The 23819-nt window shown below is 61.7% G+C and carries 16 protein-coding genes and 2 rRNA genes (1 of these 18 running past the window's edge); 15 read left to right on the top strand and 3 right to left on the bottom strand.

The window, feature by feature from the left end:
* The 9 genes from ACTG2S_RS18085 to ACTG2S_RS18045 all read left to right on the top strand — a co-directional run.
* Positions 1-1399 (top strand): 23S ribosomal RNA (locus ACTG2S_RS18085); it begins 1491 nt to the left of the window's first position.
* Positions 1400-1516: 117 nt separating this feature from the next.
* Positions 1517-1631: ribosomal RNA gene (rrf, locus tag ACTG2S_RS18080) — 5S ribosomal RNA — on the top strand.
* A gap of 183 nt (positions 1632-1814) precedes the next feature.
* A complete protein-coding gene (locus ACTG2S_RS18075; protein WP_201947648.1) occupies positions 1815-2321 on the top strand; it encodes an NUDIX domain-containing protein in 507 nt (168 codons plus the stop codon).
* Between the two features lie 132 nt (positions 2322-2453).
* On the top strand, positions 2454-4598 hold the full coding sequence (locus tag ACTG2S_RS18070) for an AsmA family protein (RefSeq protein ID WP_274161529.1): 2145 nt from the start codon (positions 2454-2456) through the stop codon (positions 4596-4598).
* Between the two features lie 144 nt (positions 4599-4742).
* Complete coding sequence (locus ACTG2S_RS18065; RefSeq protein ID WP_274161530.1) at positions 4743-6125, top strand: ATP-binding protein; 1383 nt, start codon at positions 4743-4745, stop codon at positions 6123-6125.
* Positions 6122-6769, top strand: a complete 648-nt coding sequence (locus tag ACTG2S_RS18060; protein WP_439983051.1) for a response regulator transcription factor — start codon at positions 6122-6124, stop codon at positions 6767-6769. The genes ACTG2S_RS18065 and ACTG2S_RS18060 overlap by 4 nt, the downstream gene beginning before the upstream one ends.
* A gap of 50 nt (positions 6770-6819) precedes the next feature.
* Positions 6820-7566 (top strand): DUF2861 family protein, encoded by a 747-nt coding sequence (locus ACTG2S_RS18055; protein ID WP_439983049.1) that lies wholly within the window; start codon positions 6820-6822, stop codon positions 7564-7566.
* A gap of 108 nt (positions 7567-7674) precedes the next feature.
* A complete protein-coding gene (locus tag ACTG2S_RS18050; protein WP_274161533.1) occupies positions 7675-9876 on the top strand; it encodes a glycoside hydrolase in 2202 nt (733 codons plus the stop codon).
* Between the two features lie 95 nt (positions 9877-9971).
* Positions 9972-10502: a GNAT family N-acetyltransferase gene (locus tag ACTG2S_RS18045; RefSeq protein WP_257687209.1), complete on the top strand. Its 531-nt coding sequence runs from the start codon at positions 9972-9974 to the stop codon at positions 10500-10502.
* A 76-nt stretch (positions 10503-10578) separates the two neighbouring features.
* Here the strand turns inward: ACTG2S_RS18045 and glnE are convergent, their stop codons facing one another.
* From glnE to ACTG2S_RS18030, 3 genes are all read right to left on the bottom strand, one after another.
* Positions 10579-13452: a bifunctional [glutamate--ammonia ligase]-adenylyl-L-tyrosine phosphorylase/[glutamate--ammonia-ligase] adenylyltransferase gene (gene glnE, locus ACTG2S_RS18040; RefSeq protein ID WP_274161534.1), complete on the bottom strand. Its 2874-nt coding sequence runs from the start codon at positions 13450-13452 to the stop codon at positions 10579-10581.
* A gap of 159 nt (positions 13453-13611) precedes the next feature.
* Positions 13612-14058 (bottom strand): GNAT family N-acetyltransferase, encoded by a 447-nt coding sequence (locus ACTG2S_RS18035; protein WP_064339507.1) that lies wholly within the window; start codon positions 14056-14058, stop codon positions 13612-13614.
* A gap of 83 nt (positions 14059-14141) precedes the next feature.
* Positions 14142-15392: a methyl-accepting chemotaxis protein gene (locus tag ACTG2S_RS18030; RefSeq protein WP_005335445.1), complete on the bottom strand. Its 1251-nt coding sequence runs from the start codon at positions 15390-15392 to the stop codon at positions 14142-14144.
* A gap of 101 nt (positions 15393-15493) precedes the next feature.
* Between ACTG2S_RS18030 and ACTG2S_RS18025 the strand changes: the two genes are divergently transcribed.
* The 6 genes from ACTG2S_RS18025 to ACTG2S_RS18000 all read left to right on the top strand — a co-directional run bounded on the left by ACTG2S_RS18025 (position 15494) and on the right by ACTG2S_RS18000 (position 23767).
* Positions 15494-16246, top strand: coding sequence for a potassium channel family protein (locus ACTG2S_RS18025; protein WP_005354446.1), 753 nt, complete (start codon positions 15494-15496; stop codon positions 16244-16246).
* Between the two features lie 146 nt (positions 16247-16392).
* Complete coding sequence (locus ACTG2S_RS18020) at positions 16393-16998, top strand: TIGR04211 family SH3 domain-containing protein (protein WP_005335443.1); 606 nt, start codon at positions 16393-16395, stop codon at positions 16996-16998.
* Between the two features lie 314 nt (positions 16999-17312).
* Entirely contained in the window at positions 17313-20477 is a 3165-nt protein-coding gene (putA, locus tag ACTG2S_RS18015; protein ID WP_274161535.1) for a bifunctional proline dehydrogenase/L-glutamate gamma-semialdehyde dehydrogenase PutA, read from the top strand.
* A 221-nt stretch (positions 20478-20698) separates the two neighbouring features.
* The gene (nudC, locus tag ACTG2S_RS18010) at positions 20699-21478 is read left to right on the top strand and encodes an NAD(+) diphosphatase (RefSeq protein WP_274161536.1); all 780 of its coding nucleotides are present in this window, start codon (positions 20699-20701) and stop codon (positions 21476-21478) included.
* Between the two features lie 180 nt (positions 21479-21658).
* Positions 21659-22726 (top strand): uroporphyrinogen decarboxylase, encoded by a 1068-nt coding sequence (gene hemE / locus ACTG2S_RS18005; RefSeq protein WP_005335440.1) that lies wholly within the window; start codon positions 21659-21661, stop codon positions 22724-22726.
* A gap of 111 nt (positions 22727-22837) precedes the next feature.
* Positions 22838-23767 (top strand): ROK family protein, encoded by a 930-nt coding sequence (locus tag ACTG2S_RS18000; RefSeq protein ID WP_274161537.1) that lies wholly within the window; start codon positions 22838-22840, stop codon positions 23765-23767.
* The last annotated feature ends 52 nt before the right edge of the window (positions 23768-23819 follow it).

Raw genomic sequence — 23819 nt, 5'->3', positions numbered from 1 at the left:
CACAACACTGAGACACGAGACGAACACACTACGGTGTGGAAGCCATTGATGCCCTGCTTCCAGGAAAAGCCTCTAAGCTTCAGATTACAAGTCATCGTACCCCAAACCGACACAGGTGGTCGGGTAGAGAATACCAAGGCGCTTGAGAGAACTCGGGTGAAGGAACTAGGCAAAATAGAACCGTAACTTCGGGAGAAGGTTCGCTCTTGATGGTTAAGTCCCTTGCGGATGGAGCTGTCGGGAGTCGCAGTGACCAGATGGCTGGGACTGTTTATCAAAAACACAGCACTCTGCAAACACGAAAGTGGACGTATAGGGTGTGACACCTGCCCGGTGCCGGAAGGTTAATTGATGGGGTTAGCGCAAGCGAAGCTCTTGATCGAAGCCCCGGTAAACGGCGGCCGTAACTATAACGGTCCTAAGGTAGCGAAATTCCTTGTCGGGTAAGTTCCGACCTGCACGAATGGTGTAACCATGGCCATGCTGTCTCCACCCGAGACTCAGTGAAATCGAATTCGCCGTGAAGATGCGGTGTACCCGCGGCTAGACGGAAAGACCCCGTGAACCTTTACTACAGCTTGGCACTGAACATTGAACCTACATGTGTAGGATAGGTGGGAGGCTTTGAAGGCGTGACGCCAGTTGCGCTGGAGCCGTCCTTGAAATACCACCCTTGTATGTTTGATGTTCTAACGCAGGGCCCTGAATCGGGCTCGCGGACAGTGCCTGGTGGGTAGTTTGACTGGGGCGGTCTCCTCCCAAAGAGTAACGGAGGAGCACGAAGGTTGGCTAATCCTGGTCGGACATCAGGAGGTTAGTGCAATGGCATAAGCCAGCTTAACTGCGAGACGGACAGGTCGAGCAGGTACGAAAGTAGGTCATAGTGATCCGGTGGTTCTGAATGGAAGGGCCATCGCTCAACGGATAAAAGGTACTCCGGGGATAACAGGCTGATACCGCCCAAGAGTTCATATCGACGGCGGTGTTTGGCACCTCGATGTCGGCTCATCACATCCTGGGGCTGAAGTCGGTCCCAAGGGTATGGCTGTTCGCCATTTAAAGTGGTACGCGAGCTGGGTTCAGAACGTCGTGAGACAGTTCGGTCCCTATCTGCCGTGGGCGTTGGATGATTGAAGGGAGTTGCTCCTAGTACGAGAGGACCGGAGTGAACGAACCTCTGGTGTTCGGGTTGTCACGCCAGTGGCACTGCCCGGTAGCTAAGTTCGGAATCGATAACCGCTGAAAGCATCTAAGCGGGAAGCGAGCCCTGAGATGAGTCATCCCTGACCCCTTGAGGGTCCTAAAGGGCCGTTGGAGACCACAACGTTGATAGGTGGGGTGTGTAAGCGCAGTGATGTGTTGAGCTAACCCATACTAATTACCCGTGAGGCTTAACCATACAACACCCAAGAAGTGTTCTAAGGCTTGTAGCAAACCTAAGCAAACTACTAATTCAGTGATAGCGAAGCCAACAGGCAGTTCGTTATTCACGTCAGCTTTCTAGATTAAGAATTTGCCTGGCGGCCATAGCGCCGTGGAACCACCTGATCCCATGCCGAACTCAGAAGTGAAACGCGGTAGCGCCGATGGTAGTGTGGCATTCGCCATGCGAGAGTAGGACACTGCCAGGCACCCAATACAAGAAACCCCGCTCATCGAGCGGGGTTTTTTATTGCCTGCAATTTATTAAATCGTCTGATAATTGTCCCGTTTTATTCCTCTCCCTTTGAATGCCTAGTTTTCCCCGTCGGTTTTACTCATAAAAAACGGTCACAACAGCGTAAAATGGTGCTTTATTTCGTCGGAGATAGCCCATGTTTTGTCCAAAATGCGGCGGTCAAACCCTGCAGAGCGTCAGCCCTAAAGAGCTTCGCTGTGGCTGCGGTTTTCATTTTTTCCAGAATGTGGCGACGGCTGTGATGGTAGCGCTTTGCTGGCAGGATGAGGTGCTGGTTGCGGTGCGTGCCGGCAATCCGGGCAAGGGGTTGCTGGATCTGCCAGGAGGATTTGTTGATCCCGGCGAGTCGCTGGAGGGGGCGCTGGTGCGCGAGTTGCAGGAGGAGTTGGAGCTCGATGTTGGCGCTCAACCTTTTACCTATCTTGGTTCATTCCCCAATATTTACCCCTACGATGGCATCACTTATCACACCTGTGACACCTTTTTCGCCATCAGGTTGAGTGAAAAACCGGTCATCCAGCCAGCTGACGATGTGGCCGCCTGCCAGTGGCAGAAGATCAGCGATATCCCCATGTCCCGCTTTGCTTTCGAATCGACGCGCAGCGCGATGGCGCGGCTGCAGCAATCCCCTTTGCAAGCCTGATCCCTGCTGATGACGATGGGGATTGGCTGCGACCATCCCTGTCTCATCCTTGTCCGCTTTTGTCCCGTAGACGCCATTCGTCAGACGGTGAGTGGTATAGTCTGCAGTGGATCCGGATTCAAGGAGCATATCGTGAAGAAGATAGTTCTCATCTTGCTCGGCATCGCCGTAGCGGCCTTGCTGGCCATAGTGACGTTGATAAGCCTTATCGACCCCAATCAATTCAAGCCCCAACTGGCTGAACAGGTGCGCAAGAGCACGGGCCGGGAGCTGGTGATGGCGGGGGAGATTGACTGGCGTTTCTGGCCGAGTCTCGGCCTCTCGCTGGAAAAAGTCGCTCTGCGCAATCCGGCCGGCTTTGCCGAGCCGGATCTCGTTCGTTTCGAACAGGGCGAGGCCTCGGTGGCCCTGTTGCCGTTGCTCTCTCATCGTCTGGAGATTGGAAAGGTGACCCTGAGTGGCGCCCATCTCTTTATCCAGACCAAGGCGGATGGCAGCTCCAATCTGAGCGGACTGATCAAAGATGCCACTGCTGATGCAAGCGAACCGGTCGTCCCCGCAACCCCTGCGCCAACCGCTGATAGCAAGCCCTGGCAGATCAGCTTGCAGGGTGTCGCGCTCTCCCAGGCCAGCGCGCTGGTACAGGATGATCGCAGCGGCACCTCGCTGCGACTGGATCGCCTCGATCTCGATATGGGGCAGCTGGCCACCGGTCAGTGGGTACCCGTGACGCTGGCCGCCAAGGGGAGTGCCGACAAGCTCGCTTTCGACGTTAAAGGGCAGACCCAGATCAAGCTGGCGCAGGAGGTGATGGCCAGTGAACTGAAAGATCTGAGCCTCAGTGGCAGCCTGAGTGACCCGTCCCTGCGACTCGACAGTTTCTCCATCAAGGGGGACCGACTGGCCCTTAGTGAGTGGAGCAACCTCACGTTGGCGCTGAAAGGGGCCAAGGTAGAGGGGCAGCAAGCTTCACTGGCTGGCTCGCTGGAAGGAACACTCAAGGGACGGCTCGATAAAGAGGTGAAGCTGGCCGAACTCTCCGATGTGCTGCTGACGGCAGCGCTGGAAGGTGATGCGCTGCCACGCCCGCAGATGAAGCTGAAACTGGCCGGGTTTGCCCGTGCCGAGCTCGACAAGCAGTTGATTACCCTGAGCAAGCTGGTGATGAGTGCCGATGAGGCGCTGCTGAGTGGTGATGGAAGCGTGCAGCTTGGCGCTGTTCCCTCGATCAGCTTCGATCTCAAGGGGGAGAAGCTGGATCTCGACAAATGGATCGCCAAATCGGCACCGACCACACCAGCGCAGGCGAAAGAGGACACACCGGCGGTCGGTGCTTCTAATACCGCTGCAACTGGCAAGAGCGAAGCACTCTCCGCGGTTGAACCGGATCTGGGTGTGCTCAAAGGTGTGGATCTGGATGGTCGGTTGCAGCTTGGCAGCCTGCGTCTGAAAGGGCTGGATCTCGGCGCAGTCGATCTGCAGGTGGCTCTGGCCAAGGGACTGCTGACGCTCAAACAGTTCAGCGCGACCGTGGCTGGCGGTCAGGTAAACGCGAAAGGAGTTCTCGACGCGCGCCAGCAACCCGCCACCTACAAGGTGCACAAGCAGGTGGCCGGAGTGAACATTCGTCCCTTGCTGCAGACTCTGGCCCAGAGCGATCTGCTGGAGGGTAAGGGCGATCTCGATGTGCAGGTGCAGGGGCGTGGTCTCTCTCCTCTGGCACTGCGCAACGGAATGCAGGGCAAGGTGACCTTGAAGCTGAGCGACGGCGCCCTGCATGGCATCAACCTGCCGGAGATGATCCGCGAGGCGCGGGCCACCCTCACCGGCAAGGGGGCCGAGCAGGTGAAGGAGGCGCGCAAGACCGACTTCAGCGCTCTGACCGCCAGCTTCCAGATTGCCGATGGCATCGCCCGCAGCAACGATATCCAGCTCTTTGCCCCCGCCTTGCGGGTCAAGGGGGAGGGGCAGACGGCGCTGGTGCCGGAGAGCCTCGACTTCCTGTTCCTCACCTCCATTGTCGAGAGCAGCAAGGGGCAGGGGGGCAAGGATGTGGATGAGCTCAAAGAGATCACCATTCCGGTGCGGATCGGCGGTCACTGGCAGGCACCCAGCTATCAGCTCGATGTGAAGGCTCTGCTCAGCAACAACAAATTGCTGGAGGAGAAAGCCCGCAAGGAGGCCGAACGCGGCCTCAAGAAGCTGCTGGGTGACAAGGCCGACAATGAGGCCGTCAAAGGGGTGGCTGACCAGCTGCTAAAGGGACTGTTCAAATAGGTGACGGTTCACATGGCTGGCGGGAGCTGCGCCAATGCCGTTAGCAGTTGACCGGATGTCAGTGCCATTGAAAAATGGCGCTGACATTTTTTATGGCGCAGTGACCTGCTGCGCTTTCATCCGGAGTCATCTCGAGTTGAACCCATGCGCCTGATCCTGCTGCTCTGCTCCCTGATCTGCTACGGCATGGCTTCTCCGGTGCTGGCCGGGCCGCTGGCGGATCGCCTGGCTGGCGAGCTGGCCAAGCAGGTTCCCGAACATACGCTGCCTCTTGACGAGGTGCAGCGGCTCGATCGTCGCCTGATTGCTCCCGACTCCCTTCATCCCGCCTGGCAGCGCTATCCGCTGCGCCAGCTGCAGGCCATCTATCGCTATCAGCAGGAGTGCGGGACAGATAATGAGTTGCCCGCCGAGTGGCTGCCGCTGCTGCGGGCGCTTTGCGGCCAAGGGGCTGCGCCCTCGACCAACTGGTTTGCCGCTCACCCCGTCTATCCGTTGGGTGGCTCCAGCGCTGCCCGCTGGCTGGAAGGTCATCCGGCGGCCGGGCTCGACGCTCTGCTCCATGTGCGGGAGCGGCGAGATCAGTTGGGGCAGCTCGGTGAGCTCGGCGATGACAACCTCGACGCCCTGCTGCGGGGGGATCGCTGGCTGCTGCAATCGGGTCAGCTCTGGCTGCTTGCCGATGGGCAGTGGCGTCGTTATGGCGCGGGGCAGTGGCAGCCGCTGGCCGAGCGGCTCGGCGTGACGCTGGATAGCCGCACAGCTGGTACTTGTGAAGAGCGAGTCGGAGCGATCTGTTTCAATACTCGCCCCACGCTTGACTGGCAGTGGCTGGCGCTGGCCAGCTCCCTTGGTTTCATCTTGCTGCTGGGATGGGCCAGCTGGCAGCGCTGGCGACTGCTGCGGGAGCGGCGCGTCGCGTTGCAGATGCTGACCCACGAGCTGCGCACCCCCATCATGGCGCTCTCCGGCATCAGCGAGGAGCTGCGCCACGATTTCGACCGGCTGCCCCCTTCCGCCCAGCAGAGCGTGGGGCAGCTGCTGGGCAGTGTCGCCCGTCTGCATCAGCTGGCACAGGCGAGCCGCCACTATCTGGCGGCAGAGACCCTCGAAGATGAGCGGGTGGCGGTCAGTCTCACCGAGTGGCTCATCCTGGCTTGCGAGCGGCATGGCGCCACCTTCTGCCTTGAGCGGGAGATGACTCTGGCGCTCCCCTTCTACTGGCTCGATCTCGCCCTCGACAACCTGCTGCGCAATGCCAGCCAGCATGGCTGTGAGCCGGTTCGGGTCAATGCCAGCTGGCAGGCGGGGCGTTTGATCCTCGCGGTCAGCGATGGCGGCGAGCTGCCGGGTTACCGGCTCGCCACCTTGCTGCACCGCGGTGCCCGTGCCGAGGGGTTGGGGCTGGGGCTTGCCATCGTGCGCCATCTGCTGTGCCGTCTTGGCGGGCGCCTCACCCTATCCGGCCCGCCCACCACCTTCACCCTGACGTTGCCCTGCCAACTCTGGAGCGACCCCGAATCATGAAGACCATCTTGCTTGTCGAAGATGAGGCGCTGTTGGCGGAGAACCTGCAACGCTATCTGACCCGCGAGGGGTATCGCTGCCTCTGGTGCGACACCCTGGCTGCGGCGGAGCAGCAGTGGCTGGCGGCGGATCTGGTGTTGCTCGATCGCACCATGCCGGAGGGGGATGCCCTCGACTGGCTACCCCAGTGGCTGGCGCGCAAGGCGCTGCCGGTGATCGTGCTCACCGCAAGGGTGGAGGTGAGCGATCGGGTGGCCGGGCTCGATGCGGGGGCGCGCGACTACCTGACCAAACCCTTCTCCCACGACGCGCTGCTGGCGCGGATCCGGGCCCAGTTGCGTCAGCTGGGGGATGGCACTCAGGCAGTGGGCGGCTTGCAGCTTCATCCAGCCCGGATGCAGGCGAGCTGGCAGGATGCGGAGGTGAGCTTTACCCCCACCGAGTTTGCCCTGTTCACCCTGCTGGTGCGGATGGCGGGGCGGGTGCTGAGCCGGGAGGAGATCCTCAACCGGGTGTGGGGCTATCAGGCGTTTCCCTCCACCCGCACCGTCGATACCCATATTCTGCAGCTGCGCCAGAAGCTGCCTGGGCTGGCTATCGAGACGGTGCGCGGCATCGGCTACCGACTGGAGGTGACAGCGTGAAGCGTGCAACGCTGGTTGGGCTGCTGTTGGCTCTAAGCGCTGGCTGCGTTATGGCAACTGATCGCGCCGATCCACTGCAACCGGCTACCCTGGCGCTGTTGCAGGGGGATAACCGGCACGCCTGGCAATCTTTGCAGCAGGCTTGGCCTGCGCTCACAAGTGATGCCGAGCGCCGTAGCTGGCAGGGGATGCTGGCTGCGCTGAGTGCCCAGCACTGCGGCAAGGATTTCCCGCTGACCTTGCCTGATGGGGTGAGCGAGCTGCGTCTTGAGTTGATCCAGCGCGATGCGCCGCTGCTGCGGGACTATCGGGTGCAGCTGACCGGCGAGGGGCCCATCACCGCCGCTGAACTTATCGATCCCGCTGGCCACAACCGGTTGGCAGGTGCCCAGTGGGAGGCGGAAGGGAGTAAGGGGGTCAGGGTCGTGGGGGCCGATCTGCCGATGCCTTTACCAGCCGGACTCTATCAGCTTCGGCTGACGGTGGCAGGCCAGTACTGGCAGGTGGCGTTGCCGCTACCTGCGGTGCAGGATCTGGACTGGCTCTCCCGCTCGCCGCAGGCGGTAGCCAATCCCCCCGCCAATCCCGCTTCCTGTACGCAGCTCTGGCTCGATCAGGCTGTGCTGGCCCGCCCGCAATACTCCCTGCTCTGGTGGAACCGTCTGCCTCTCGATGGCAAGGTGGGTTGGCCTGCCGCCACGCCCGACAGTTGGCGCACCCTCTCGCTGGTGCAAACCAGCCAGCGCGGCCAGTTGGTGTTGCAGCTGAGCCACAGTCAGGCGGGGCCGGTGGACTAATGGTCGTCGTGATGGTCAGGTCACCGCAATCCTGACATTGGCCTGACAATCGCAGGCGGCCAATCTGCTGAAATGGCGATTCCCGTGTGTTATCAGGAATCACCGACCATGACTCTTCTTCCCGAATTAGCGAGCCGGATCCGCCCGCTGCTGCTGTTGGCGCCGCTGTTCTCCCTGCCTGCCGAGGCGCTGACCCTTGCCAACGATCAGTGGCGCATCGAGCTGGATCCCGCCACCCTGGCGGCCGAGGCTGTGCTGCCATCGGGCAAGCATCTTCTCATCTCTTCTCCCGGCCCTCGCCAGCCGGTCACCGCCTTGCAGCAGGAGGGGGAGCGCGCCAGCTGGCTGACCCGTGCTGATGGCGAGGTGCGGGCCTTGGCCCGCCTTGAGGGCAACCGCCTGATCCTCACCCTGAGCCGCGCGACCACTGGCGAGCTGGTATGGCCGCGGGTTCCTGCAGGGGCACAGGCGCTGATGCTGCCGATCCACGAGGGATTTCGCATTCCGGCTACGCACACTGCGTGGCGCAAGGCGCTGGCGCAGGAGTATCAGGGGATCAACACCACCGAAAATCTCACCCTGCCACTGGTTGGGCTGGATTACGGTGATCAGCAGCTGGCGATCCTCTTTGCCAACCCTTTCAACAACCGGCTCACCTTTGCTCCGAAGCAAGATGGCATTGCCCTCACGGCGACCCACAGCGTCAATCGCCTTAATCAGGCTGACCCTTATGAGGTGGCGGTCTCGCTGCAGCCGGGCAACGACTGGCTGGCGGCGGCCAAGGCCTATCGCAGCTGGTTGAAGGCAAGGGGCGAGCTGGTCTCGCTCGAGAGCAAGCTGGCGGCAGTAAAGGATGGCAAGCGGCTGATCGGCGCCTCTCACCTCTACCTTTGGGGCGAGCGACTGCTGGTGCCACAGGATGTGAAGAGTTGGCCCGTGCTGCGCCGCCTGATGCCCACCGACTGGCTCAAGGGGGAGAGCAAAACGGCGCTGCAAGCGCCCGAGCTGGCCCGCAACCGCTACCTGCAAAACCGGGTGTTGGCCGGAGTTGAGCAGGCGCTGGCGCTGCGCCATCCGGGTCAGCAACTGGCCGATATCAAAGCCCGGCGCACGCTGGCGGCCACGCAACTGGGCGCTGCTCTCAACGAGCCAGAGAGCTGGGGCGATGGCAGCTCGGCCAAGATGATTGATGCCCTCAAACAGGCTGGGCTACCAAAACTCTGGCTGGGGTTGCCCCAGTGGACGGCGGGTTTTGCCGCGCCAGAGGGGATAGCGCTTGCCAAACAGGCGGGCTATCTCATCGCTCCCTACGACTCCTACGATACCGCGCTGCCGGAGGGGAATCGCCAGCAGAGCTGGCTCACCGCCCAGATGGGGCAGGATATTTACCTGCGCTGCGGCATCATGCAGGAGAACGGACGGCGCAAGAGCGGCTTTCAAAATAGCGGCGTCTACACCAATCAGGCCTGTGTGCGCCCGGTGATGGAGCAGCGAGTGCCCAAATTGCAGCAGGCGAGCCACTACAACAGCTGGTTCCTCGATGTGGCGGCGACCGGCATGGTGTTTGACGACTTCGACCCGGCCAAGCCGACCAGTCAGGCGCAGGATGTGCAAAACCGGATGGCCGGGATGGCGTGGATTGCCAGGAGTCAGGGTGTACTGGTGGGCTCCGAGGAGGGCGGCGCGGTTGCCAATCGCACCGCGGCCTTTGCCCATGGTCCCCAGACCAGCGGCTTTGGCTGGCAGGATCCCGATATGCGCCGCAACAAGCGCTCTCCCTACTATCTGGGGGCCTGGTATCCCGACTATCAGCCTGCGTTCTTCTTTCGCCAGAGCCACCTCAAGCCCGGGTATCAGGGTCTCTACTTCGATCCGGCGCTGCGGTTGCCGCTGCTCCAGAGCGTTTTTCACGACAGCATAGTGACCACCCACCACTGGACGATGGATAGCCTCAAGTTCAAGGAGAGCCGTCAGGTGACCGAACTGTTGCAGCAGCTCTACAACGTGCCGCCGCTGCTCAATCTCAGTCTGGATAGCGCCAGCGCGCGCATTCCCTACCTCAAGGGGCTCGATGCTTTCTTCCGCCCGCTGCATGAAAGGCTCTACAACCAGCCCCTCACCGGTTTTCGCTGGCTCGACAAAAAAGGAGTTGTGCAGCAGAGCGAGTTTGCCGATGGCACTCGACTGATTGCCAACTTCGGTTTGGCCACCGAGCTGTCAGGGATAAAACTGGCCGCTCAAAGCGTGCTGGCGCTGCTGCCCGATGGCAGCCAGCAGCAGTTTGTCTCGCAACCGGATGGCGCCCGCTAATCTGGAATTCTGGTCTTTATTTCATCAGATGATGCTGTGGCAGAACTTTTCATGTATAGATGAACGTTCTGCAAAATAAATGAGAGGCAGTTCTGATGATTGAGAGTGAAGTGATTAGAGAGGTAAACCATCCGGCGTGGCCGCTGGTCTGGCAGATCTATGGCGAGAGTTTTCCCCGCTACGAGCAGCGCCAGTCACAGCATCAGCCTCAGAAGATGCGGGATCCTCGCTATCACTGCCAAATCTTTTATCAGGACGGCCTGCTGCTCGGTTTCATCTTCTGGTGGGCGTGTGGCGAGCAGGTCTATATCGAACATCTGGCCATCAATCCTGCGCTGCGCGGCCGCAACTACGGCAGCCGCCTGCTGGCCGAATTTTGCGAGCGGGCAGGCAAAACCGTCATTCTCGAGATCGATCCGCCAGAGGATGAGATTGCCATTCGCCGTCTGCGCTTCTATCAGGGGCTGGGCTTTTGTCTCAACGACTATGCCCATCTCCACCCACCCTATCATCCTGACTATCGAGGTCATGCCCTACGGGTGTTGAGCTATCCGGGGCTTCTTGAGGAAGAGGCCTATCAGCGTTTCAACAGCATGCTGGTGGAGACGGTGATGGAGCACGGCTGAGCAGCCGTAAGGAGATAAGAGAGGGGCCCGCCTGAAGTAATTCAGGCGGGCCCTTTTTCATTGCCGCTGGCGGGAATTACTCCCCCAGCAGTTTGTGCCAGACGGCGAGCACATGGCTGCGTTCGTTTTGCAGCTGATCGTCGCTTACCTTGCGGGAGATCTCCGAGAGGTTGAGGCGATGACCGTGGTTGCGGATCTCCAGATAGGCCTGCTTCAGCCCCTCTGCCTGCTCCAGCGTCAGCACCCCTGCCATCACGCACTCGTCGAAGATGCGTACGTTATCGGACCAGCGGGTGAGGGCATCGGGCTCGCCGCAGGCGTGGGCCAGCACCAGATACTGGGCGATAAACTCGATATCCACCATGCCGCCGGGGGACTGCTTGAGGTCGAACTCGCCAGCCCCCGCCTTGAGCAGGTGATCCCGCATCTTGTGGCGCATCTCGCGCACCTCGCGGGCCAGAGTCGGCAGCTCCCGCTCCTTGGCCAGCACATCGCGGCGAATGCGGGCAAACTCGGCAACGATGGCGTCATCGCCATAGATGGGGCGGGCCCGCACCAGCGCTTGATGTTCCCAGGTCCACGCCTCGTTTTGCTGATACTGCTCATAGGCCGACAGCGACGAGACCAGCAGGCCGGAGTCGCCGGAGGGGCGCAGCCGCATATCGATCTCGTAGAGGATCCCGGACGGGGTACGGGTGCTGAACAGGTGCAGGATCCGCTGGGCGAGGCGCAGATAGAACTGGCGGCTGTCGATGGGCTTGCGCCCGTCGGTGTAGCTGTTGGGGTCGCCGCCGTGCAGGAACACCAGATCGAGATCCGAGCCGTAACCGAGCTCGATACCGCCCAGCTTGCCATAGGCCACCACCGCAAAGCCGCGCTGGCCGCTGGTTGCCACATCGGGCGGCACCCCGTAGCGCTCGCTCATCTGGGCCCAGGCCTGATTGACCACCTCCTCGGTGATCGCCTCCGCAAGCCAGGTGAGGTGGTCGCTCACCTTCATCAGCGGCAGGGCGCCAGCGATATCGGCCGCCACGATGCGTAGCAGCTGCACCTGTTTGAACTGGCGCAGCGCCTCCATCTGCTGCTCCACATCCTCTTCGGGGATGCGCAGCAGGAACTGGCGCAGCTGGGGCTTGTACTGATCGAGCGGGGTGGGGTGATAGAGGTGCTGGGGATCGAGCAGCTCATCAAGCAGGATAGGGTAGCGGGCCAGCTGCTCGCTCACCAGATGGCTGGCGTCGCACAGCCGCACCAGCTGGCGCAGGGCGCCCGGGTTTTCCGCCAGCAGTTGCAGATAGGCGCTGCGGGTGAAGATGCGGGTCAGCAGCTCGCATACCCGTTCGAACAGGCGGGCGGGTTGCTCACTGGCGACCACCAGCCGCAGCAGCTCCGGCATCAGCCAGTCCAGCGCGATGCGCCCCTGCGGGCCCACCTGACGGCGCTTGTACTCCTCCTTGAAACGCAGCAGGGCGGCGCAGAGCGGGGCGGGCTCGGCCACCCCCTGCGCAGTCAGCAATTTTTCCAGCTCGGCGGCGTCGAGCTCGGTGCGCCACAGATCGAGCCAGAGCTGCTCCAGATGGGCGGGGGCCTCTTTCTCTTCCCCCACCACGGCGGCGAACTCCTGATGGACGGCGGCCATCTCCTCATCGAGATGAGCCATAAAGGCGCCCCAGTCGGCAAAACCGAGGGCGGCGATCAGCCGCTGGCGATCCCGCTCCTCGGTGGGCAGGGTCTGGGTCTGCTGATCGCCGATCTCCTGCAGGATGTTTTCGACCCGGCGCAGGAAACGATAGGCCGTCAGCAAGCGGTCGCAATGGGCGGATTCGAGGGCGCCACATTGGGCGATGGCGGCCAGCGCCTCCGGCAGGTGGCGCACCCGCAGCGCCGGTTCGCGGCCGCCGCGAATAAGCTGCAGCGCCTGGGCGATGAACTCCACTTCGCGAATGCCGCCGGCCCCCAGCTTGATGTTGCCCTCCAGCCCCTTCCGGCGCACCTCGGCGGCGATCATCGCCTTCATCTGGCGCAGGCCGTCGATAACGCCAAAGTCGATATAGCGGCGAAACACGAAGGGGCGAAGCATCTCGGCCAGCTCCACCGCATGCTCGCACTGGGGCCCCAGTACCCGCGCCTTGACCATGGCGTAGCGCTCCCAGTTGCGGCCGTGGTGCTGGTAGTAATCCTCCATGGCGGCAAACGAGATGGCCAGTGGCCCCGCATCGCCAAAGGGGCGTAAGCGCATATCGACCCGGAACACCTGACCATCCTGGGTGGGCTGGTGGAGGGCGTTGATGATGCGCTGACCGAGCTTGATAAAGAACTGCTGGTTGGCGAGCTCGCGCCGCCCGCCGACCGTGTAGCCGTTCTCGGGGAAGGTGAAGATAAGGTCGATATCCGAGGAGAAGTTCAGCTCGCCACCCCCCAGCTTGCCCATGCCGAGGATAAGCAGCGGTTGCGGGTTGCCGTTGCCGTCCATCGGAGTGCCCAGCTCGCTGCACTGTTTGGCGTAGAGCCAGTCGCGGGCGGAGCAGATGAGGGCATCCGCCAGTTTGGTGAGGTGGATAAAGCTCTCTTCCACCGCCGCATGGCCCAGCAGCTCGCGCCAGGCGATCACCAGCATGCGGCTGCGGCGGAACTGGCGCAGGATACGCTTGAGCGCCTCTTCATCGCTTACCTCGGCGAGCAGGGCGGTCAGATCGCTCTGGTAGGCGGGCCAGCGTTCGGTTCGTTCGAGATCACCGGAGGCGAGCAGTTCGGTCAGCAACGCCGGCTGTTTGAAGAGGGAGTCGGCGACAAAATCGGAGAGGCCGAGCAGGGTCAGCAGGGTCTGGCGAACGGGCTCGGGCAGCGAGCCATAGTCGGGGGCTAGCTCGACCAGTCGCTGCCATTGGCGCTCGGCCTGTTCTTGCAGCAGGGGGGAGAGGGCGGAGAAAGAGGGAGAGTGCTGGGCCACGGTTGCCGTCCTTGTGGTTCACGACAGAGGGTTAACGACACGAGGTTAACAACGCTGCCGGTTCAAAATGGTGGCTGCCAATCTAGCACTGTCAGGCCCCCGCGTCACAGCGCAGGGGCGAGAAGCATGATCCGGTGGGAATTATTGGCCGCCAGTCAATCAGGTGCGCTGGTAGATGGCAGGGTTGTAGATCTCCATCAGGCTGTCTGGACTTGCTGGGGGCGCAAAGCCAAAACCGGCATAGAGGCCGTGAGCATCAGAGGTGGCGAGAGCGAGACGACGTAATCCCTGCAACTCGGGATGGTCGACAATGGTTGCCACCAGTGCCTTGCTGTAACCCCGGCCGCGGTACTCAGGCAGCACGAAGACATCGGCCAGATAGCCAAAGGTGGCCTTGTCGGTGATGACCCGGGCGAAGGCAACCTGCTGACCATCGACATAGCCGCCAACGCAGAGGGAGTGGTTGATAGCCCGCACCACAGTGCTGTGGGGAATACCACGGCACCAGTAAGCCTCTTCGGAGAGAAAACGGTGGATCAGCGGCACATCGAGCCGCCCCTTGTCGTCACTGAGCTCGAGTGGTGGGTGCGTTGCATTCTGCTGCATATTGGCTCCTTGCCGTGCGCTGGAAATGAGAAAGGCCCCCTCAAGGGGCCTTCCAGTCTAACCGGATTGGGGCATGAAAACAGTCAGACGAGTTTGAAGGACTGGATCTGGCTGTCGAGCTCCTTGCTGTGCTGCTCGACCAGTTCGGAGGCCTCTTGCAGTTCACGCAGCACCACGACGGAGCCTTCGGCGATCTGCTTGACCTGTTCCAGATTGCCGCGCATCTCTTCGGCGACCGAGCTTTGTTGCTCGGAGGCGGCGGCGATGTGGCGGTTCATGTCGGCGACACCCTGTACCCGCTGCACTATGGTGGCGAGCTGGGTACCGGCCTGGGTCACCTGTTCCACCCCCTTGTCGGCCTGCTGTACGCTTTGGGCCATCAGCTCGCCAGCCTGATGGGCATTGCCCTGCAGCTGTTCGATCATCTTCTGGATCTCGACGGTGGCGGCCTGAGCCCGGTTGGCCAGCTCGCGCACTTCGGAGGCCACCACGGCAAAGCCGCGACCAGCTTCACCGGCGCGAGCCGCCTCGATTGCAGCGTTCAGGGCCAGCAGGTTGGTCTGCTCCGAGATGCCGCGAATGGTGTCGACCACAGAGCCAATGCGCTCGACCCCCTGCTCCACCTCGTTGACCACGGTGGCGGAGCGCTGGATGTTGCCGGAGAGGGTGTCTATGGTGCTGACGGTGTCGGCGACGCAGCGGCTCCCCTCTTCCGCCAGCTGGCTGGTTTCGGCGGTGGCGTGAGAGGCCTGATCCGCATGGGCGGCCACTTCGCGAATGGCACCGACCATCTGGCTCATGGCGCTGGCCAGCTGTTCGATCTGGGTGAACTCTTCGTTGATCGCTTCGTTGGCCTCTTCCATGCAAAGGGTCACCTGGGAGGCGATGTCGTTGAGCTCCTTGCAGGCGGCACGCTGGTTGCCAAACACCTCTTTGAGGTTCTCCTGCGAGTGGGAGACCGCCTTGGCGATGTCGCCGAATTCGTCACGAGACTTGAGCAGTACCTTGTGGCTGAGGTCCCGCTTGGCGAAGCGTTCCAGCAGGCCCACCAGATAGTGCACCTGCTTGACCATCAGGCGGGAGCCGGTGAGCAGCAGGATCACGAACAGCAGCCCCATGATGGCGGTCTCCATCAGACCGGTCCAGAGCAGGCGATTGGAGATCGCATCCGCCTTGGCGGGATCGAGCCCTTCGCTGAGCAGGGTCGCTTCCAGATTGTTGGCGTCAAACCAGAGTTTTGTCAGTAGCAGGAGGGTACTGAACACCATCAGCAGCACCACTTTGGGTACCAACCGGATGTTGCTCATTCTTTTCTCCAGCAGGTTCAGCTGCATTGTCATTCTCCTTTTAAAAGCCGTTTTTTCCTTTGCCCTCAGGACTATCGGCATTATCTTCTCTTTTATTAATTTGCACTGTGCTTAAAGTTGGAAAATGTATGCGACATCACTTAACTCATCTGCGGGCGATGGATCTGCTGATGGCATTTCTGTCGATAATCTCGGTTGTGCTGGTGACGGCCCGCTGGTGGGGCCATGAGAGCCTGACACCACAGACTCTGCAGCTCTTCTATGACCTCGACAGTCTGATCTGCTACTTCTTCCTCGCGCACTTTGCTTATGGCTGGATCCGGGCCTCCGATCGCAAGGCCTATTTCAAGGCCAACTGGATCTATCTGCCGGGTAGCCTGCCGATGGCGGAGCAGTTGCGCTGGGCGCGGTTGATCCAGCTGTGGCGGGTCTATCAGCTGTTCAAGGAGCACCCGGATCTCTGGGCCATGTTTCGTCGCGAGCGCAACGAGACTACTCTCTCTGGCATCCTGTTCCTCTTCTTCCTGCTGCTGGGGGTGGGCTCCGGCGTCATGTACTGGATTGAGTCAGGCCAGCCCGGCAGCCAGATTGAGACACCCTATGACGCGTTCTGGTGGACGCTGGTGACCCTCTCGACAGTGGGTTACGGCGATCTGGTGCCCAAGACCGAGGAGGGGCGGTTTGTCGCCAGCCTGCTGATCCTGTTCGGAGTCGGTCTGTTCGGTGCCATCAGCGGTTTTATGGCCAGCCTGTTTTTGCAGCCCAACAAGGGGGATGGCGAGACCGACAAGTGGCGTCATCACTACAACAATCAGCAAGAGGAGCTGCTGCGGGAGATCCGCGCCCTGCGCAGCGAGGTGCAGGAGCTGAAAAACAAGTGAGACCGCAGACGGGCAAGTTGCGAGGTAACTCGCAACTCTGCGCTCTTTATCTGGGGGGAGGTGCTTTTTCTTTGCTTGTCCTTTAACCTGCTGGCGGCTTAACATTCAACCTCTTGTCCAAACCTGAAAAAGAGAATCGATCGACCATGCGCGCCCTTCTCGGGATTTTGATCTGCTTGTGTGCCCAACAGGCACTGGCCGATACCCGTTATGTTTCAGACAACATCTTTACCTATATCCACAATGGCCCGGGTACCCAGTACCGGATCCTTGGCAGCGTCAAGGCTGGTGAACCGCTGGAGGTAAAGGCGGTGAACAGCGAGGCCGGTTTCACCCAGGTGGTGGACGGTCGTGGCCGCGAGGGGTGGATCAAGAACAGCGAGCTGCAGAGCCAGATCAGCCTGCGCGAGCGTCTGCCCCAGGTGGAAAAAGAGCGCGATGAGCTTAAAGATCGCTTGCAGAACCTCAACGGTGACAACGAGAAACGCTTCACCGAGAAGGATGGCCAGATCGCTGCCCAGAGCAAGGAGATCGCTGCTCTCAAGGCTCAGCTGGTCAGTCAGGGTGAGGAGATGAGCAATCTCAAAGAGCAGAATGATGCCCTGACCCAGAGCTACGACAACCAGGAACATGACATGCAGATGGACTGGTTTATCCGTGGTGGTGCCATGGTGGGTGCCGGTATCCTGCTTGGCATCCTGCTGCCCATGCTGCCCCGTCGTCGCAGCCGCGGCGATCGCTGGATGAACTGACAGCATCTGGCTGAATGAATTGCTGAGAAGGGTCGCCGTGGCGGCCCTTCTTGTTTTGGGGCGTATTGGGCGAAATGCGTGGCTGCTTTGCGATAGAGCGGCGGCAGATCGTATACAAAATGAAGTCAGATGACCCTCACGCTTGCTGGCGTATTGGCTTCAAAAGGGAATTCATGGGGGGAATGAGCGATCTTTGTTAAAGAGTGGCAACAAATTCATTTCATATAGGGTGCAACATTGTATACATTATCGGCGTTTCGGCGGCGCGTCCGCCTTTGTCGATATCAGCCCTAGGGCGTACAGGAAGACCCCATATGTTCAAAGCTACTCAAGTGCTTGCCGCTGACTATATCCCCTCCGATCTGGCCGCCCTGCGCGAAGCCATCACCCAAAACTACGTGGTAGATGAAAATGCCTATCTGGCCGAACTGTCGGCCATGTTGCCGGGGGATGGCGCCTCGCTGGAGCAGGTGACCCAGCGTGCCCGTACCCTGGTGACCAAGGTGCGCAAGGAGAGCGGCTCCGGTGATGGTATCGACGCCTTCCTGCAGGAGTACAGCCTCGATACCCAGGAGGGGATCATCCTGATGTGTCTGGCCGAGGCGCTACTGCGCATTCCCGATGCCGAGACCGCCGATGCCCTGATCAAGGACAAGCTCTCCGGCGCCAACTGGTCCTCCCATTTCCGCAAGAGCGACTCCACTCTGGTCAACGCCTCCACCTGGGGGCTGATGCTGACCGGCAAGATCATCAAGCTCGACAAAAAGCTCGACGGCAACCCGGCCAACCTGCTGGGGCGGATGGTCAACAAGCTGGGGGAGCCGGTGGTGCGCTCCGCCATGTACGCCGCCATGAAGATCATGGGCAAGCAGTTCGTGCTGGGGCGCGACATGAAAGAAGCGCTCAAGGCGAGCCGCAAATCCCGCGAGCTGGGCTACACCCACACCTATGACATGCTGGGTGAATCGGCCCTCACCTTGCAGGATGCCGACAAATACCTGACCGATTATCGCAACGCCATCGAGGCGGTGGGCAATGAGCGGATCAGCGACGGTGGCCCGGCCCCCTCCATCTCCATCAAGCTCTCGGCCCTGCATCCGCGCTATGACGTGGCCAACCGCGAGCGGGTGCTCGGCGAGATGTGCGAGCGGCTGGTGGGGCTGGTACGGCTGGCCCGCGACAAGGATGTGGCCATCAGCATCGATGCCGAGGAGATGGACCGACTCGAGCTGTCGCTGGATCTGTTCGAACAGCTCTACCGCTGTGACGCCAACCGTGGCTGGGGCAAGCTCGGCATGGTGGTGCAGGCCTACTCCAAGCGCGCCCTGCCGGTACTGTGCTGGCTCACCGCACTGGCTCGTGAGCAGGGTGACCTCATTCCGGTGCGACTGGTAAAAGGCGCCTACTGGGACAGCGAACTGAAATATGCCCAGCAGGCGGGCCTGCCCGGCTACCCGCTCTTTACCCGCAAGGCGGGCACCGATATCTCTTACCTCGCCTGTGCCCGCTACCTGCTGAGCGAGCCGACTCGCGGCTTTATCGCCCCCCAGTTTGCCACCCACAACGCCAATACAGTGGTCAGCATTCTGGAGATGGCGGGCGATCGCCAGTTTGAATTCCAGCGTCTGCACGGCATGGGCGAGGAGCTGCACAACGCCGTGCTGAACGACAATCCCGGTCTGCACTGCCGCATCTACGCGCCGGTCGGCGCCCACAAGGACTTGCTGCCCTATCTGGTGCGCCGCCTGCTGGAAAACGGGGCCAACACCTCCTTCGTTCACAAGCTGGTGGACCCCAACACCCCGGTGGACTCGCTGGCCGAGCATCCGCTGCGCACCCTCAAGCGCTACTCCGGCTTTGCCAACGACCGCATTCCGCAGCCGGTGAACCTGTTCAGCGACCGCAAGAACTCCAGCGGCGTCAACATGAACATCCTCTCCATCCAGCGCCCCTTCTTCGCCCGCTTGAAAGAGCTGGAGAGCAAGCCGTGGCTGGCGGGCCCCATCGTCGATGGCGAGACCCTCAAGCGGAGTGAGGCGCGCACCGTGCTGAGCCCGCAGGATGTGAGCCTCACCGTCGGCAAGATCCACTGGGCCGACGAGCAGGCGGTGGAGCAGGCCTTGGCATCCGCCCACGCCGCCTTCCCGCGCTGGCGTGAAACCCCGGTGAGCGAGCGTGCCGCCGCGCTGGAGAAGCTGGCGGCTCTGCTGGAAGCGAACCGCGAGCAGTTTGTCTCCCTCTGTACCCGCGAGGCGGGCAAGCTGCTGCAAGATGGCATCGACGAGGTGCGCGAGGCAGTAGACTTCTGTCGCTACTACGCGGTGCAGGCCCGCAGCCTGATGGGGCAGGCGACCCCGCTGCCCGGCTACACCGGCGAGCAGAACGAGCTGTTCCTGCAGGGGCGTGGCGTCTTTGTCTGCATCAGCCCGTGGAACTTCCCGCTGGCGATTTTCCTCGGCCAAATCGCTGCTGCGCTGGCCACCGGCAACACCGTCATCGCCAAACCGGCGGAGCAGACCGGCCTTATTGCCCATCTGGCGGTGACTCTGGCCCATCAGGCTGGGATTCCTGGCGACGTGCTACAGCTGCTGCCCGGTGACGGCGCCACCGTGGGTGCCAAGCTGACAGCGGATCCGCGTATCGGCGGCGTCTGCTTCACCGGCTCCACCGAGACCGCCAAGCTCATCAACATGACCCTGGCCCAGCGCGATGGCGCCATCCTGCCGCTCATCGCCGAAACCGGCGGCCAGAACGCCATGATTGTCGACTCCACCGCGCTGCCGGAGCAGGTGGTGCGCGACGTGGTGAGCGCAGCCTTCCAGAGCGCTGGTCAGCGCTGCTCGGCCCTGCGGGTGCTCTATCTGCAGGAGGAGATTGCCGAGCGGGTGCTGGAGATCCTCACCGGCGCCATGCAGGAGCTGAAAGTGGGCAACCCGGCTGAGCACAACACCGACGTAGGCCCGGTGATCGATGCCGATGCCAAATCCGGTCTCGATGCTCACCTCGCCTACATGATCCCGCGTGCTCGCCTGATTGCCCAGGCGCCGATGCCCGCCGCGACCATGGAGGGACACTTCGTTCAGCCGACTGCGCTGGAGATCGGCTCCATCCGCGAGCTGGCCAAGGAGCAGTTCGGCCCCATCCTGCACGTGGTGCGCTACGCCACCCGGGATCTGGACAAGGTGATCGGCGACATCAACGGCACCGGCTATGGCCTGACGCTGGGGATCCACAGCCGCAACGAATCCCACGCGGAGGAGCTGGCGAGCCGCATCAACGTCGGCAACGTCTACATCAACCGCAACCAGATCGGCGCCATGGTCGGGGTGCAGCCGTTCGGCGGCCAGGGGCTCTCCGGCACCGGCCCCAAGGCGGGTGGCCCTCACTATCTCGGGCGGTTTGTTACCGAGAAGACCCGTACCATCAACACCACGGCGGTGGGCGGCAACGCCTCCCTGCTGGCGATGGGCGATGCCTGATCCGCGTCGATAGAGGCCGGATACGGGATACCGGATAACAACGGGCCGCCTTCGGGCGGCCTCTTTATTTGCACCATCCGTTTTTTACGAATGGGACAATCGGCCACGGCGGGGTCGTCAGCGACCCGTGCTGGTCGTAAGATGGGAGCCATTCGCGTGGCGTTTGCCCCTTGGCGGGCCCGCCGTAGCCAGGGTTTTGTTTTAACGAGAGTGTTTATCTGATGTCATTAACCGAACAAGCCCGCTGGTTCGTGCTGGGGGGCGATCATCTGGTACTGCTCGATCAGCAGGGAGAGGTGCCACAGGGTAGTAAAGCGTGCCTGCCCGCAGCGCTGGCCGGTGCCCATTTCGAGCGTTTCGACGAGTGGCAGGGGCTACCCTGCTATCTGCTCGATCTGGGGGCTGAGGCCGACACGACTATGATGGCCCCCCTGCGCCAGTTGATGGTGGCGGGGGACGAAGAGGGCTTTCGTCTCGCGGGCCGTGCCTGGCAGCTCGTTACCTTCCGCCGCACCCACCGTTTCTGCGGCGAGTGCGGCGCCCCCATGACCCCGAAGGCGGGGGAGTGGGAGCAGGTGTGCCACCACGGCCACACGGCCTATCCGCGCATTTCACCCTGCATTATCGTGGCGGTGCGCAAGGGGCCGGAGATCCTCTTGGCGGCCCATCGCCGTCACTATCAGGCGGATGATCCCATGTATACCGTGCTGGCCGGGTTTGTGGAGGCGGGAGAGAACCTTGAGCAGTGCGTAGCGCGGGAGGTGTTCGAGGAGAGCGGCATCCGGGTGCGCAATGTGCGCTATGTGGCGAGCCAGCCCTGGCCCTTCCCTCACAGCCTGATGATGGGCTTTACCGCCGACTACGAGAGCGGCGAAATCAAGGTGCAGGATGACGAACTGGTCGCTGCCGCTTTCTTTGCCGCCGACCAGCTGCCGCGTTTGCCACCCCACGGCACCATTGCCCGGCGGCTGATCGAGTTGTCACTGGCTGGCGAGGGGTAACGGCGCTTATCTTTTCGCCAACCTTTTTGCACTTCATTTTAAAAACGGGGCGCTCTGGTTTGCGCCCCTTCACATCTTTGCAACCGCGCGCCCATTTGCCACGTTTTGGGCAGTCCGCTCCGGTGGGCAAAGTGGTATTATGGTCGCCATTTTATGCGTGATACGAACTCAGGAACTGGGATGAAAGAGCTGAAGAACGATCGATACCTGCGCGCCCTGCTGCGTCAGGATGTAGACATGACCCCGGTATGGATGATGCGCCAGGCAGGGCGCTATCTGCCGGAATACAAGGCGACTCGCGCCCAGGCGGGGGATTTCATGTCCCTGTGCCGCAATGCCGAGCTGGCCTGTGAAGTCACCCTGCAGCCGCTGCGCCGCTACCCGCTCGATGCCGCCATCCTCTTCTCCGACATCCTGACCGTGCCCGATGCCATGGGGCTGGGTCTCTACTTCGAGCAGGGTGAAGGCCCGCGCTTCGAGCGCCCGATCACCTCCATGGCCGATGTGCAGGCGCTGCCCATTCCGGATCCGGAAGATGAGCTGGGCTACGTGATGAACGCGGTGCGCACCATCCGCCGCGAGCTGAAGGGCGAAGTGCCGCTCATCGGTTTCTCCGGCAGCCCATGGACCCTGGCCACCTACATGGTGGAGGGGGGCAGCTCCAAGGCATTCACCAAGATCAAGCAGATGATGTACGCAGAGCCGCAAACCCTGCACCTGCTGCTCGACAAGCTGGCCGACAGCGTGATTGCCTACCTCAACGCCCAGATCAAGGCGGGTGCACAGGCGGTCATGGTGTTCGACACCTGGGGCGGCGTGCTCACCCCGCGCGATTACCGCGATTTCTCCCTGCAGTACATGCACAAGATTGTCGATGGCCTGATCCGCGAGCACGACGGTCGCCGCGTGCCGGTCACCCTGTTCACCAAGAACGGTGGCCAGTGGCTGGAGCAGATCGCCGCCACCGGTTGCGATGCGCTGGGTCTGGACTGGACCACCGACATTGCCGATGCCAAGCGTCGGGTCGGCGACAAGGTGGCGCTGCAGGGCAACATGGATCCCTCCATGCTCTACGCCACTCCCGCTCGCATTCGTGAAGAGGTCGCCTCCATTCTGGCCGGTTTCGGTCACGGCAATGGTCACGTATTCAACCTCGGTCACGGCATCCATCAGGATGTGAACCCGGAACATGCCGGTGTGTTCGTCAACGCGGTACACGAGCTCTCCGCCCAGTACCACGGTCGCTAAGGCTGGGGCGAGAAAAGAATAGTTTGTTTGAAATCCGGGGCCGCAAGGCCCCGTTTTACATTAAAGAATGGCGCTGCGACACGAGAGCGTGGCGCCCGTGCAGGAGGCAAGATGAGCAGCAAGTCACTGGATTGGGGTATCGATCTTGGCGGTACCAAGTGTGAATGCGTGGTGCTGGAGGGCGACGAGGTGCTGCTGCGCCACCGCATCTCCACCGAGCGGGCTGGCGGTTATGACCATATGATCGGCCAGATCGCCAAGCTGGTGGCAGAGTGCGCCGAGAAGATTGGCCAGCGCCCGGCCATCATCGGCATGGGCACCCCGGGGGCGCGGGATCCGCAGACCGGCCTGATGAAGAACTGCAACACCACCGAGCTCAACGGCAAGCCGTTCAAGGAGGATCTGGAGCGCAAGCTGGGCGTGCCGGTGCTGATCGCCAACGACGCCAACTGCTTCGCGCTGGCAGAAACCCATCTCGGTGCAGTGCGCCAGCACCATCCCGATGCGAAAGTGGTGTTCGGCATCATCATGGGCACCGGGGTCGGCTCCGGCATCGTCATCAACGGCCAGATCCTCAACGGCCACCACGGCATCGCCGGTGAGTGGGGCCACAATGTGCTTTCCCCTGATGGCCCCGAGTGCTACTGCGGCAAGCGTGGCTGCGTCGAGACCCTGATCAGCGGTCCGGCGCTGGAGGCCTGGTACGAGGCCAAGGCCAAGCGCCGCCTCTCGCTTGCCCAAATCGCGGCTGCCACCGCCCACGATCACATCGCCAAGCTCACCATCGATCGGCTGCATCTGCTGTTTGGTCAGGCGCTGGCCAATGTGGTCAATATTCTCGACCCGGATGTTATTGTCATCGGTGGCGGGGTGGGCAATGTGCAGAGCCTTTACAGCGCCGGACGGCAGACAATTTTGCCCTTCCTCTTTAATCCCCGCTTCAGAGCCCCCATTATTGCTCCTGCCCTTGGTGACAGTGCCGGGGTATTCGGGGCCGCACTGCTGGCCCGCGGTGAATTCAAGGAGGCCCTGCTGTCGTAGCCGGGGCTCCCGGGCGGCCGGTGTGCCGCCCTGTTGCTGGTTCAAGGAAACG

It is taken from the genome of Aeromonas sp. 82P, assembly GCF_051919365.1.
Lineage (GTDB): Bacteria > Pseudomonadota > Gammaproteobacteria > Enterobacterales > Aeromonadaceae > Aeromonas > Aeromonas veronii.
This window is presented reverse-complemented; position numbering and strand designations above follow the sequence as displayed.